Consider the following 12,233-nt stretch of genomic DNA (forward strand, 5'->3'; position numbering starts at 1 on the left):
TTGAAGGCCCGCCTTGTATCTGTTTGAAAGCCTCAATCAGCTGATTGAAAAATACTTGCCTGAGGAGCAAATTAAGCGCCTCAAGCAAGCTTATCTTGTCGCACGTGATGCTCACGAGGGACAGACACGCTCCAGCGGTGAGCCTTATATCACCCACCCGGTCGCCGTAGCCTGCATCCTCGCTGAAATGAAGCTCGACCATGAAACACTGATGGCCGCACTTCTGCACGATGTTATCGAAGACACCCCCGCCACTTACCAGGATATGGAACAGCTGTTCGGTCAGACCGTTGCTGAACTGGTAGAAGGGGTTTCTAAGCTCGATAAACTGAAGTTCCGCGACAAAAAAGAAGCGCAGGCTGAAAACTTCCGCAAGATGATCATGGCGATGGTGCAAGATATCCGCGTCATTTTGATCAAGCTGGCCGACCGCACGCATAATATGCGCACCCTGGGTGCGCTGCGTCCGGATAAAAAACGCCGTATTGCGCAAGAAACACTCGAAATTTATAGCCCACTGGCACACCGCCTGGGTATACACCACCTGAAAACCGAGCTGGAAGAACTGGGCTTCGAAGCCCTGTATCCGAACCGCTATCGCGTGATTAAAGAGGTGGTGAAAGCCGCACGTGGCAACCGTAAAGAGATGATTCAGAAAATCCTCTCTGAAATTGACGGCCGCCTCGAAGAAGCGGGAATTACCCGCCGCGTCAGCGGTCGCGAAAAGCATCTCTATTCTATCTACTGCAAAATGCACCTGAAAGAGCAACGGTTCCATTCGATTATGGATATCTACGCTTTCCGGGTGATCGTGCGTGATGTGGATACCTGCTACCGCGTGCTGGGCCAGATGCACAGTTTATATAAACCGCGCCCAGGCCGGGTAAAAGACTACATCGCCATTCCTAAAGCCAACGGCTATCAATCCCTGCACACCTCAATGATCGGTCCTCACGGCGTCCCGGTTGAAGTGCAGATCCGTACTGAAGATATGGATCAGATGGCAGAGATGGGGGTCGCGGCGCACTGGGCTTATAAAGAACAGGGCGAAAGCAGCACTACCGCGCAAATCCGCGCACAGCGTTGGTTGCAGAGCCTGCTGGAACTGCAACAAAGTGCCGGTAGCTCCTTTGAATTTATCGAGAGCGTGAAATCCGATCTGTTCCCGGATGAGATTTACGTTTTCACCCCAGAAGGGCGTATTGTCGAATTGCCGGCGGGTGCCACACCGGTTGACTTTGCCTACGCCGTTCACACCGACATTGGCCATGCCTGCGTCGGTGCACGCGTAGACCGCCAGCCTTACCCCCTGTCGCAGTCGCTGACCAGCGGCCAGACCGTGGAAATCATTACTGCACCAGGCGCCCGTCCGAACGCCGCCTGGCTGAACTTTGTCGTCAGCTCCAAAGCGCGCGCCAAAATCCGTCAGTTGCTGAAAAACCTTAAGCGTGATGACTCCGTCAGCCTCGGCCGTCGTCTGCTTAATCATGCGCTGGGTGGCAGCCGTAAACTGGCAGAGATCCCTGAAGCTAACGTCCAGCATGAGCTGGAGCGCATGAAGATGGCGTCACTTGACGACCTGCTGGCTGAAATCGGTCTGGGTAACGCAATGAGTGTGGTCGTGGCGAAAAACCTGCAACAGAGCGACCAAAATGCTCCGGCCACCAGCACATCAACAACCAGCGGTACGCGTAGCAAGCTGCCGATCAAAGGGGCTGACGGTGTTTTGATCACGTTTGCCAAGTGCTGCCGTCCGATCCCCGGCGACCCGATTGTTGCTCACGTCAGTCCAGGCAAAGGTTTGGTCGTGCACCATGAATCCTGCCGTAATATCCGTGGCTATCAGAAAGAGCCCGAAAAATACATGGCGGTCGAGTGGGACAAGGTCACCGAGCAGGAGTTTGTGGCTGAAATTAAAGTGGATATGTTTAACCACCAGGGCGCACTGGCCAATCTGACTGCGGCGATCAATACCGCCGCTTCCAATATTCAGAGCCTGAACACCGAAGAGAAAGATGGTCGTGTGTACAGCGCCTTTATCCGTCTGACGGCGCGCGATCGTGTTCATCTGGCGAATATCATGCGTAAAATTCGCGTGATGCCGGATGTGATCAAGGTGCACCGCAACCGCAATTAAGGGAATGACGGAGCAAACCTCCGTCTTTTCCTGCTCCCCGATCGCCGGTCTGACGGAATGACTTATTTTTAGGGAGTCTACTTCGCATGAATGCTCAACGTTATGCCCGCATCCGCGCAATGCTTGCCGCCCGTCAGCACGATCTGACAGTGTGTATGGAGCAGGTGCATAAACCTCATAACGTTTCGGCGGTAATCCGTACTGCTGATGCCGTTGGCGTACATGAAGTCCACGCGGTGTGGCCGGGTAGCCGTATGCGCACCATGGTCTCTTCCGCCGCGGGGAGCAACAGCTGGGTGCAGGTTAAAACCCACCGCACCATCGCCGACGCCGTCACCCATCTGAAAGACCAGAACATGCAGATTCTGGCAACCAACCTTTCCGATAAAGCCGTCGATTTTCGTGAAATCGACTATACCCGCCCGACCTGCATTCTGATGGGTCAGGAAAAAACAGGCATCACTCAGGAAGCACTCGATCTCGCCGATCAGGACATCATCATTCCGATGATTGGGATGGTGCAGTCACTGAATGTATCCGTTGCCTCTGCATTGATCCTCTATGAAGCCCAGCGCCAGCGGCAAAACGCCGGGATGTATCTGCGCGCAGAGAGCACGCTGGAATTCAGTGAACAGCAGCGGCTGCTGTTTGAAGGTGGCTATCCTGTGCTGGCCCGCGTGGCAAAGCATAAAGGGCTGCCCTATCCGGAAATCAACGATCGGGGTGAGGTCGTTGCCGACCCGGAATGGTGGGCTACCATGCAGTCCCGGGCGCGTAAATAATGCAGGGCCGCCTGCTGGATGCAGTGCCGCTTAACACGCTATCAGGCGTGGGTGCCAGCCAGACGGCGAAACTGGCCAAACTGGGCCTGCTGACCGTGCAGGACTTGCTGTTACACCTGCCAATGCGCTATGAAGATCGCACCCAACTGTATGCGATTAACGACCTGCTGCCGGGGATTTATGCCACGGTCGAAGGTGAAGTCCTGCATAGCGATATCTCATTTGGCCGCCGTCGAATGCTGACCTGCCAGATCAGCGATGGCAGCGGTGTGCTTACCCTGCGCTTTTTTAACTTCAATGCAGGAATTAAAAACAGTCTCGCGACCGGGCGGCGCGTCACCGCTTACGGTGAGATCAAACGGGGTCAACGCGGCGCCGAAATCATCCATCCCGAATATAAGGTGCAGGGCGATCAGAGTATCACTGAGCTTCAGGAAACGCTGACACCGGTTTACTCCACCACCGAAGGTATACGGCAGGCAACGCTACGTAACCTGACCGATCAGGCATTAACTCTGCTGGACACCTGTGCGATTGCTGAGCTGCTGCCGCCAGAACTGAGCCGGGGGTTAATCAGCCTGCCCAATGCGTTACGTACCCTGCACCGTCCGCCGCCCGATATGGCGCTGACCGATCTCGACAGCGGTACCCATCCGGCCCAGCGACGTTTGATTATGGAAGAACTGCTGGCGCATAACCTCAGCATGCTGGCGGTGCGTGCCGGAGCGCAGCGTTATCATGCGCTGCCGATGGAAGCCCGCCACAATCTGAGTGAAAAACTGCTGGCGGCGCTGCCTTTCAAACCCACCAATGCACAGGCACGCGTGGTACGCGAGATCGAAACTGACCTTGCCCACGATTATCCAATGATGCGCCTGGTACAGGGCGATGTTGGCTCAGGTAAAACGCTGGTCGCCGCACTGGCTGCGTTGAATGTGATTGCTTACGGCAAGCAGGTGGCGCTGATGGCACCGACCGAGCTATTAGCCGAACAGCACGCGAATAATTTCCGTCAGTGGTTTGCGCCACTGGGGCTGGAAGTGGGTTGGCTGGCAGGAAAGCAGAAAGGTAAGGCGCGCATCGCACAACAGGAAGCCATTGCCAGCGGTCAGGTGTCAATGGTTGTCGGTACCCACGCCATCTTCCAGGAACAGGTACAGTTTAACGGCCTTGCGCTGGTGATTATCGATGAACAACATCGCTTTGGCGTCCACCAGCGTCTGGCGCTGTGGGAAAAAGGTGAGGAGCAGGGCTTCCATCCGCATCAGTTGATCATGACAGCCACCCCCATCCCCCGAACGCTGGCGATGACCGCCTATGCCGATCTGGATACCTCTACCATTGACGAACTGCCGCCAGGCAGAACGCCGGTGACAACGGTCGCCATCCCGGACACGCGCCGTGCCGATATCATTGCGCGAGTGAAAGGCGCCTGCGGCAGCGAAGGTCGCCAGGCCTACTGGGTCTGTACGCTGATTGAAGAATCTGAGTTGCTGGAAGCGCAGGCGGCCGAGGCCACCTGGGAAGAACTGAAGCTGGCCTTACCTGAGCTGAACATCGGGCTGGTGCATGGCCGTATGAAGTCACAGGACAAACAGGCCGTCATGCTGGCGTTTAAACAGGGTGAGATCCACCTGCTGATTGCGACTACCGTGATTGAGGTTGGGGTGGACGTTCCCAATGCCAGCCTGATGATTATTGAAAATCCTGAACGCCTGGGTCTTGCACAGCTTCACCAGTTACGCGGGCGCGTAGGCCGTGGTGCTGTCGCCTCTCATTGTGTACTGCTGTACAAAGCCCCATTAAGCAAAACCGCTCAAAAGCGCTTACAGGTGTTACGCGACAGCAACGATGGGTTTGTCATTGCCCAGTGCGATCTCGAAATTCGCGGCCCCGGTGAGCTCCTCGGGACGCGTCAAACCGGTAACGCCGAGTTTAAAGTGGCCGACCTGCTGCGTGACCAGGCGATGATCCCCGAGGTACAGCGCGTGGCACGCCATATTCACCAGCACTATCCGGAGCAGGCGGTCGCCCTGATTGAACGCTGGCTACCGGAAACCGAACGCTATACCAACGCCTGATCATGAATGTTTTCGATTCCTGTTCGCTGCGTTGGCAAACGATTGCTTTTACGCAAAAGAAGATTAAAATCGCCACTTTATTGCCCCGGGAAGCCTGAAGATGTCCGTTGAAACCCAAGATGCTGCCGCCGACCGTAGCCCTGTTGCTACCGGCAAAAGCGAACTGATTTACCGCCTTGAAGATCGTCCGCCGTTACCGCAAACCCTGTTTGCAGCCTGTCAGCATCTGCTGGCGATGTTTGTTGCCGTGATTACGCCGGCACTGCTGATTTGCCAGGCACTAGGCCTGCCTGCACAAGATACGCAGCATATTATCAGTATGTCCCTCTTTGCTTCCGGCGTGGCATCCATCCTGCAAATCAAAACCTGGGGACCGGTGGGTTCCGGTCTGTTGTCGATTCAGGGCACCAGCTTCAACTTTGTTACACCACTGATTATGGGTGGTCTGGCATTGAAAAACGGCGGCACTGACGTCCCAACGATGATGGCCGCCCTGTTCGGCACGCTGATGCTGGCCTCCTGCACCGAGATGGCACTGTCACGCGTACTGCATCTGGCGCGTCGTGTTATTACTCCGCTAGTTTCCGGTATTGTCGTGATGATTATCGGCCTGTCGTTGATCCAGGTCGGTCTGACCTCCATCGGTGGGGGGTTTGCCGCGATGAACGATCACACCTTTGGCGCACCGAAAAATCTGCTGCTGGCAGGTGCTGTGCTGGCGGTGATTATTCTGCTGAATCGCCAGCGTAACGCTTATCTGCGCGTCGCATCACTGGTGATTGCGATGGCAGTCGGTTATCTGCTGGCCTGGGCGATGGGCATGCTGCCGGAAAACACGACCCCGGCAAATACCGCGCTGATCGCCATTCCTACTCCGTTTTATTATGGGTTGGGCATCGACTGGAACTTGCTGATCCCACTGATGCTGGTATTTATGGTGACTTCGCTGGAAACCATCGGTGATATCACCGCCACTTCTGATGTCTCCGAACAACCGGTCAGCGGCCCGCTGTATATGAAGCGTCTGAAAGGCGGCGTGTTGGCCAACGGCCTTAACTCGTTTGTTTCGGCATTGTTTAATACATTCCCCAATTCGTGCTTCGGGCAGAATAACGGCGTGATCCAGTTAACTGGCGTGGCCAGCCGCTATGTCGGCTTTGTCGTGTCGTTAATGCTGATCGTACTCGGTCTGTTCCCGGTGGTCAGTGGCTTTGTGCAGCATATTCCTGAGCCCGTCCTCGGCGGTGCCACCATCGTGATGTTCGGGACCATTGCCGCTTCAGGCGTGCGCATTGTGTCACGCGAGCCGCTGAACCGCCGTGCAATTATGATTATCGCGCTGTCGTTAGCTGTTGGTCTGGGCGTTTCTCAGCAGCCGCTGATTTTACAATTTGCCCCTGACTGGCTGAAAACGCTGCTCTCTTCCGGTATTGCCGCAGGCGGTATCACTGCCATCATTCTGAATCTGGTTTTCCCGCAGGAAAAATAAACCTTTCTCTGTCCCGGATCCGGGCGGTTTAATTCCGCCCGAAGCCGGGACAGGTTGAGATACGGCGATAAATCAGGCATAACAATCCATTACCAGAATTCATAGGGATGGATGTGATGAAGTTCTTCGGCAAAGTATTACTCACCCTGCTGCTCCTGCTGCTGCTGGTGATAGTCACCGTCTATGTGCTGTTGCAAACCCAGTGGGGCGCAGGCTGGATTGGCCGTCAGGTCAGTGCCGACAGTGACTATCAGCTATCGCTCAGTAAGATGGAGCATGACTTTTCCGATCCCAGCCATCTGCTGTTAAACAATGTCTCCTTCGGCCGTAAAGGCCAGCCCGCAACACTGGTGGCTAAACGCGTCAATCTCGGGCTTGGGCTTATCCAGTTCAGTAACCCACTCCATTTCGCCAGCATTCGTCTTGAGCAGGGAACACTCAACCTCAGCGAAAAGAGCGCGCCGCTTTCATTACAAGCTGACCGCCTGCAACTGAGCCAGATGGCGTTAAACCGTAACCAGGGTGAATGGCCGTTACAGGCACAACGGGTTGACGGCGGTGTGATGCCGTGGAAACCGGAAGCCGGTAAGGTGCTCGGCAACGAGGCCAGCTTCCAGATGAGTGCAGGTTCGCTAACGTTGCAGGGCATTCCCGCCGCCAACGTGTTGATTCAGGGCAGTCTGAAAGGACAACAGCTTATCTTCAGTAATCTTGGCGCCGATGTGGCACTGGGATCCGTCACCGCCAGCGCGCAGCGCGATGTGAAAGGCGTCTGGCAGGTATCCAATCTACGTCTGAACAGCATCCGTCTTCAGAGTAATAAAAACCTTAGCGATTTCATGCAGCCCCTGCGCGCACTGCCGGCGGTGCATTTTGACCGTGTTGACGTGACCGATGCGCGCCTTGAAGGGCAAGACTGGGCTGTCACCGATCTCGACCTGACCCTAAAAGATCTGAGCGTCAGTCACGGCGACTGGGAAAGTGATAACGGCTCACTGTCGATGAATGCCAGCAGTTTTGTGAATGGCAGCATGCAGTTGAACGATCCGATTGCCAATATGGACTTCACCGCGCAGGGCGTGGCGCTCACGCAGTTCAGCTCTCGCTGGGTCAACGGCCTGGTGCGGGCGCAGGGAAACTGGACGCGCAGCGACAAAAAACTGACGCTGGATGAGCTGGTCATCGCCGGGCTGGAATATACCCTGCCGCTGAACTGGCGTGATCACTGGATGCAACCTCTGCCCTCCTGGCTTGCGAGCGTTGAGGTGACCAAATTCAGCGCTAACCGCAACCTGATTATCGATATCAATCCGGACTTCCCGTTCCAGATGACGTCACTGGACGGTACGGGCAACCATCTGCTGATGGCTCGTCAACATCAGTGGGGAATCTGGTCAGGCGATCTGAGCGTCAATGCCGCCGAAGCCACGTTTAACCGTGTCGACCTGCGCCATCCCTCGCTGGCGCTCAACGCCGGGGATAATAGCATCAACGTGACGGAGATGAGTGCTTTCAGCCATGAAGGTATGCTGGAGGGCCTGGCCACGGTCAGCCAGCAACCGCAACGTACGCTATCGTTGACCCTGAGTGGCCGTCAGGTGCCCGTGAATGTGTTACATGACTGGGGCTGGCCACAGGTGCCACTGCAGGGTAACGGCAATCTCCAGCTGAAATTACAGGGCAGTCTGTCGGCGGCACAATCACTGAAATCGTCTGCTAATGGTGCGCTGACAGTGACGGCAGGCGAGAAATCGGTGCAACAGACCATGCAGGCAGGCCAGGTCGCTGGCGCGCAGTAATTCTCGTTCGGGGCAATATCTGCCCCGTCCGGGCTTCGCAACCTCACGCGGGTAAGGTATAGTCCGCTTTTTTACGGGGGAACTATGCTGACTAACTCATCCATTCGTCTTAACAAATACATTGGCGAGAGCGGTATCTGTTCTCGCCGCGATGCCGATCGTTACATCGAACAGGGAAATGTTTTTATTAACGGCAAGCGTGCCTCGGTGGGCGATCAGGTCTTTGCCGGCGATGTGGTGAAAGTGAACGGTCAGCTTATTGAACCGCGTAACGAAGACGATCTGGTGCTGATTGCACTGAACAAGCCTGTCGGTATCGTTAGCACTACGGAAGATGGAGAGCGCGACAACATCGTTGATTTCGTTAACCACAGCAAGCGCGTCTTCCCTATTGGCCGCCTGGACAAAGACTCTCAGGGATTGATCTTACTGACCAACCACGGCGATCTGGTCAATAAGATCCTCCGGGCCGGTAACGACCACGAAAAAGAGTACATCGTGACCGTCAACAAACCGGTTACCGAAGAGTTTATTCGCGGTCTGGGCGCAGGCGTGCCGATGCTCGGTACGGTCACCAAAAAATGTAAAGTGAAGAAAGAAGCTCCGTTTGTCTTTCGCATCACACTGGTACAGGGACTAAACCGTCAGATTCGCCGTATGGCCGAGCACTTTGGCTACGAGGTTACCAAGCTGGAACGTGTTCGTATTATGAACATCAGCCTGAAAGGCGTGCCGCCGGGAGAATGGCGCGATTTGACTGACGATGAACTGATCGCGTTATTTAAACTGATTGAGGATTCGTCCTCCGAAGATAAATCTGCGAAGAAAGCTCCGGCAAAAAAAACGACCGCGAAAAAGCCGGTATCAGGCGGGGCGAAATCCGCCGATAAAGCCCCTTCCAGTCCGGCGGGTCGCAAACGTTTTGACCAGCCAGGCCGTAAGAAAAAGGGCCGCTAAGGCCATTTTCTCATTAACCGCCGCACCCGCCCTGCTCTAACGGGCCGTCCGGGTCGGCGGGCAATACGATATATACCCCTTCAAACACCGCACCCGACTCATCGTTACCAAACAGTTCCACCTCCAGCTGCACACGCGCCTTACGGCCACGCGCCAGACGGTCAAGGTCGCCAGACAGTGATCCGAGGTCAGCAATTGCGCCCGGCTTACCGCTGATAGGCTTACTGTAACGAATATGGGCATCGGCCAGGATGATCGTCCCACCAAGGTGACGTTCACGCAACAACAGCCAGATAAGCCCCCACCCGGTGAGCGTCGCCAGTGAAAACAGGCTTCCGGCAAACAATGTGTGGTGAGGATTCTGGTTGCCGGTTTCCGGCATCGTGGTGATAAATTTCTGACCGGTATACTGCAGAATGCGCACGCCCATTTTTTCACTGAGCGGAATGTGCTGATACCAGGCCTGCTGCAACTGCCCACACCAGTCCGCACGGTGCAGAATATCATCCAGTGTCACCACGGGTTTAATCATCAGGAAATGGCGTACCGGCGTGGTTTGCGGCGCCGTGATTTCGCCCTGATTGAGGTAGCCAAGCTTAGAGAAGAAATCGACCGCATCTTCACGGGCGCTACACACCACGCGCTTGACCCCTTCCTGACGGGCAACAGACTCCAGCGTCATCGCCACCAGTGTTCCCAGGCCTTTCCCCTGGACAGACGGATGAACGGCGAGGAAGCGGATGGCGGCTTCGTTATCGGCATTGATATACAACCGGCCGATAGCCACCGGATTGCCCTGTTCGTCCACGACCATCTGATGATGCGCCAAGGCATCCCAGGCATCACGTTCTGAGCCCATCGGCTGGTGTAATGGCTTACGCAGCATCTCCCAGCGGAACTGGTAATAGGTATCTAACTCTTCTGCAGTTTCTGGCACGCGGAGGTGATACATAAAATGGTTCTCTCTTTCAGGTCCCGCCAGGCCATTCCTTTGCCGCTCGGCTAGCTGCTTCAAACCTGCAGCCAGAAGGTCACGGGGCCATCATTAATCAACGCCACTTTCATATCAGCGGCGAAACGCCCGGTTTCCGTGGCTATTCCTTTATCACGACAGCAGGCAGCGAAATACTCATACAGTTTTTCAGCATCAGCGGGCGCAGCACCACCAGAAAAACTCGGACGCATCCCTTTTTTGGTGTCAGCCGCCAGCGTGAACTGCGACACGACCAGAACACTTCCCCCCGCCTGTTGCACGTTGAGATTCATCTTGTCGTTTTCGTCGCCGAAGATACGGTAACCAAGGACTTTATCGACTAACTTTTTCGCGTGCTCAGGCGTATCGCCTTTCTCCACACCCAGTAAAATCAGTAGCCCAGGCCCGATTTCCCCGATGGTTTCCCCCGCCACTGTCACGCTGGCGGATAACGCCCGTTGAATTAAGGCAATCATGATTCTTCGTTCTCTCTTTCTTGTTCTTCTTGTTTAAGCTGGCGGTAATCCCCCAGCGTGGCGGTAATTTCTGCCCCTAATAAAACAATACACCAGGTCCAGTAAACCCATAAAAAAAGAATGGGAATAACAGCAAGCACGCCGTAAATCAGCTGGTACGAGGGAAACATCGTAACATACAGCGCAAAGCCCTTTTTACCCAGTTCGAAGAGTAACCCGGCAACAACCGCACCGATTAGCGCATCGCGCCCTGCCACCTGGGTGGTCGGGACAATGCTGTACAGCAGCCAGAACGACAGGCAGGAGAGCAGCAGCGGGAATATCCGTAACCCGACATCCACCAGCATGCTCACGCCGCTGACCGTCGCCCAGTGTAACGACAGCAGATAGGAGCTGATCGCCAGGCTGGCACCCGCCAACAGCGGCCCGAGGGTCAGAATCATCCAGTAGACGGCAAACGAGTAGACCAGTGGCCGCTTACGTTTACTGCGCCAGATGGTGTTAAGCGCCGAGTCTATCGAATACATTAACAAGAGCGCAGTGAACACCAGACCACCGACGCCAACAGCGGTCATTTTGCTGACGTTAGCCACAAACTGTTCCAGATAGTTTTGGATCGTGGCGCCAGCCGCTGGCACAAAGTTGTTAAAGACGAAGTTTTTCAGCTGAATACTGGCATCAGAAAACATCGGGAAAGCGGCAAACAGGGCAAAGACCACGGCAATCAGTGGCACCAGCGACAGTAACGAGACATAGGCCAGGTGCCCGGCCAGCATGGTCATGCCATCTTCATCAATGCGTTGCCACAGCAGCTTCACCCATGCCCAAAAGGCCCGTAGTCGGTGCCGATAATGATTGAGAAAGCGCATTTATTGGCGATCGGCAAAGAAAGCCGGTAACACGCTGGCATCGGTAATCAGCAGGCTGTGAATACCGAGCTTGCGCGCCGCTTCAATGTTATCGGGGTTATCATCAAAGAAGATCGCTTCTTCAGCGGAGAACTCTTCTTCATTGAGCAGGTGTTGATAGATCGCCGGGTCAGGTTTACGCAATCCCATTTCCTGCGACAGATAGACTTTGTCGGCGGCAGCATTCACCTCCGGATATTGTGACGGCCAGAACTGACAGTGCAGACGGTTAGTGTTTGACAGGATAACCACGCGCTCACCCTGCTGACGCAATTTATGCATGATGGCAATGACTTCCGGGCGCACGCCGACGAACACCGCCTGCCAACCGGCAGCAAACTGTTCATAGCTTAATGACAGCCCCAGCTCATCAGACATTTTTTGTGCGAACGCTTCGTCACTTATTTCACCACGCTCGTGCTGGTGAAAACTCTCCCCCATTTGAAAACGACTTTGCAGCGTCGAGAGTGGTACGCGGCTCAGATCGCTCCAGACACCGAGAACCCGGTTGAAATCAATATCAACAATGACGTTACCTAAATCAAAGATATACAGCATGGCCATCTCCTTTTGTTCCGGTGAGTTATTCACTCTAGCGGTAAATGGAGAGACTGAACAGGTGAGGATTTTG

At 55.0% G+C, this 12,233-nt stretch carries 10 protein-coding genes; 6 read left to right on the top strand and 4 right to left on the bottom strand.

Annotation, left to right across the window (positions count from 1 at the left end):
• Nucleotides 1–13: 13 nt before the first annotated feature.
• The 6 genes from spoT (at nucleotide 14) to rluF (ending at nucleotide 9,245) form a co-directional block, all read left to right on the top strand.
• Nucleotides 14–2,137, top strand: coding sequence for a bifunctional GTP diphosphokinase/guanosine-3',5'-bis pyrophosphate 3'-pyrophosphohydrolase (spoT, locus tag WH277_RS07735; RefSeq protein ID WP_133846463.1), 2,124 nt, complete (start codon nucleotides 14–16; stop codon nucleotides 2,135–2,137).
• A gap of 86 nt (nucleotides 2,138–2,223) precedes the next feature.
• Nucleotides 2,224–2,919: a tRNA (guanosine(18)-2'-O)-methyltransferase TrmH gene (trmH, locus tag WH277_RS07740; RefSeq protein WP_133846464.1), complete on the top strand. Its 696-nt coding sequence runs from the start codon at nucleotides 2,224–2,226 to the stop codon at nucleotides 2,917–2,919.
• Nucleotides 2,919–5,000 carry an ATP-dependent DNA helicase RecG gene (gene recG / locus WH277_RS07745; RefSeq protein ID WP_339505176.1) on the top strand — a complete coding sequence of 694 codons (2,082 nt, stop codon included), beginning with the start codon at nucleotides 2,919–2,921 and terminating at the stop codon, nucleotides 4,998–5,000. Before trmH ends, recG begins: the two co-directional genes overlap by 1 nt.
• A gap of 100 nt (nucleotides 5,001–5,100) precedes the next feature.
• Nucleotides 5,101–6,489, top strand: coding sequence for a nucleobase:cation symporter-2 family protein (locus WH277_RS07750; protein ID WP_339505177.1), 1,389 nt, complete (start codon nucleotides 5,101–5,103; stop codon nucleotides 6,487–6,489).
• Between the two features lie 116 nt (nucleotides 6,490–6,605).
• The gene (locus WH277_RS07755; RefSeq protein WP_133846467.1) at nucleotides 6,606–8,288 is read left to right on the top strand and encodes an AsmA family protein; all 1,683 of its coding nucleotides are present in this window, start codon (nucleotides 6,606–6,608) and stop codon (nucleotides 8,286–8,288) included.
• A gap of 84 nt (nucleotides 8,289–8,372) precedes the next feature.
• Nucleotides 8,373–9,245, top strand: a complete 873-nt coding sequence (rluF, locus tag WH277_RS07760) for a 23S rRNA pseudouridine(2604) synthase RluF (RefSeq protein WP_133846468.1) — start codon at nucleotides 8,373–8,375, stop codon at nucleotides 9,243–9,245.
• 13 nt (nucleotides 9,246–9,258) lie between these two features.
• Here the strand turns inward: rluF and fabY are convergent, their stop codons facing one another.
• Genes fabY through yihX form a run of 4 tightly spaced genes read right to left on the bottom strand, consistent with a single transcriptional unit; the run spans nucleotide 9,259 to nucleotide 12,160 of the window.
• Nucleotides 9,259–10,197 (bottom strand): fatty acid biosynthesis protein FabY, encoded by a 939-nt coding sequence (fabY, locus tag WH277_RS07765; protein ID WP_133846469.1) that lies wholly within the window; start codon nucleotides 10,195–10,197, stop codon nucleotides 9,259–9,261.
• A 59-nt stretch (nucleotides 10,198–10,256) separates the two neighbouring features.
• The gene (gene dtd, locus WH277_RS07770; RefSeq protein WP_133846470.1) at nucleotides 10,257–10,694 is read right to left on the bottom strand and encodes a D-aminoacyl-tRNA deacylase; all 438 of its coding nucleotides are present in this window, start codon (nucleotides 10,692–10,694) and stop codon (nucleotides 10,257–10,259) included.
• Complete coding sequence (locus tag WH277_RS07775; protein WP_133846471.1) at nucleotides 10,691–11,563, bottom strand: virulence factor BrkB family protein; 873 nt, start codon at nucleotides 11,561–11,563, stop codon at nucleotides 10,691–10,693. Before WH277_RS07775 ends, dtd begins: the two co-directional genes overlap by 4 nt.
• A complete protein-coding gene (yihX, locus tag WH277_RS07780) occupies nucleotides 11,564–12,160 on the bottom strand; it encodes a glucose-1-phosphatase (RefSeq protein WP_133846472.1) in 597 nt (198 codons plus the stop codon).
• Between the last annotated feature and the right edge of the window lie 73 nt (nucleotides 12,161–12,233).

It is taken from the genome of Erwinia sp. MYb416, from assembly GCF_037479575.1.
Lineage (GTDB): Bacteria > Pseudomonadota > Gammaproteobacteria > Enterobacterales > Enterobacteriaceae > Erwinia > Erwinia rhapontici.